Genomic DNA, 915 nt, shown 5'->3' on the forward strand with positions numbered 1-915 from the left:
AGAAGTCCGTGCCCATCGTGCAGAAGGTGCAGTCCCAGGGCCTCGGCGGCATCTGGGAGGAGATCAAGGAGAAGGTCGGCGACCTCAAGGCCAACCTCTTCTCCAAGATCAGCGAGTACCTGATCCCGACCGTCCTGATGGCCGGCATCACCTGGGTCCTCAGCCTGCTCAACCCCGCGTCGGCCTTCATCCGCGCGGCCAAGATGATCATCGACTTCGTCACGTTCATCATCACCCAGGGTGCCCAGATCATCGAGTTCGTCAACTCCGTCCTCGACGCCATCATCGCCATCGCTGGTGGTGGCGCGGGCGGGGTGCCGGCGCTGATCGAGAAGGCCCTGGCGCGGTCGGTGCCGGTGCTGATCGGGGTGCTCGCCGCAGTGCTCGGCATCGGCGGCATCGCGAGCAAGGTCAAGAGTTTCTTCGCCGCACTCGGCAAACCCGTCAAGAAGGCGGTCCTCTGGGTCGTCGACAAGGTCGTCGGCCTCGGCAAGAAACTCTGGGCCAAGCTCAAGAGCAAGTTCGGCAAGAAGGACACGCGCACCCCGCAGGAGCATGAAAGGGCCCTCGATGACGCCCTGCACGATGCTCGGGGGCTTGTCCGGCCCGGCGTCACGATCCCGGAGATTCAGAGTCGCCTTCCCGCCATTCAGCGTCGGCACCGCCTCACCTCGCTCTCTCTCGTGGTGGAGAGCCAGAGTGAGACGGAGAAAACGGTACATTTCGAGGCGACGGTCAATCCGAGAAAGAAGAGTCCGCCAGACAAGATTACTGGTGGCGGGCCAGGGGTACGTATTCAGCTTGAGGTGAGTCGGCGGCCGGTGGTCCACTCTGGTTGATCGGCTGGCATGATCATGGTGTGTCGCCCGTCCCGCAGGTCCCGCCCTCGTACGAGGAGCTGTTGGCGATGCTGGT

The 915-nt window shown here is 63.5% G+C and carries 1 protein-coding gene; it reads left to right on the forward strand.

Annotated elements, in window-relative coordinates; genetic code table 11:
- Positions 1–17: 17 nt before the first annotated feature.
- Positions 18–839: a hypothetical protein gene (locus tag IEY61_RS30905; RefSeq protein ID WP_189050888.1), complete on the forward strand. Its 822-nt coding sequence runs from the start codon at positions 18–20 to the stop codon at positions 837–839.
- The last annotated feature ends 76 nt before the right edge of the window (positions 840–915 follow it).

It is taken from the genome of Micromonospora sonchi, from assembly GCF_014646235.1.
GTDB lineage: Bacteria > Actinomycetota > Actinomycetes > Mycobacteriales > Micromonosporaceae > Micromonospora > Micromonospora sonchi.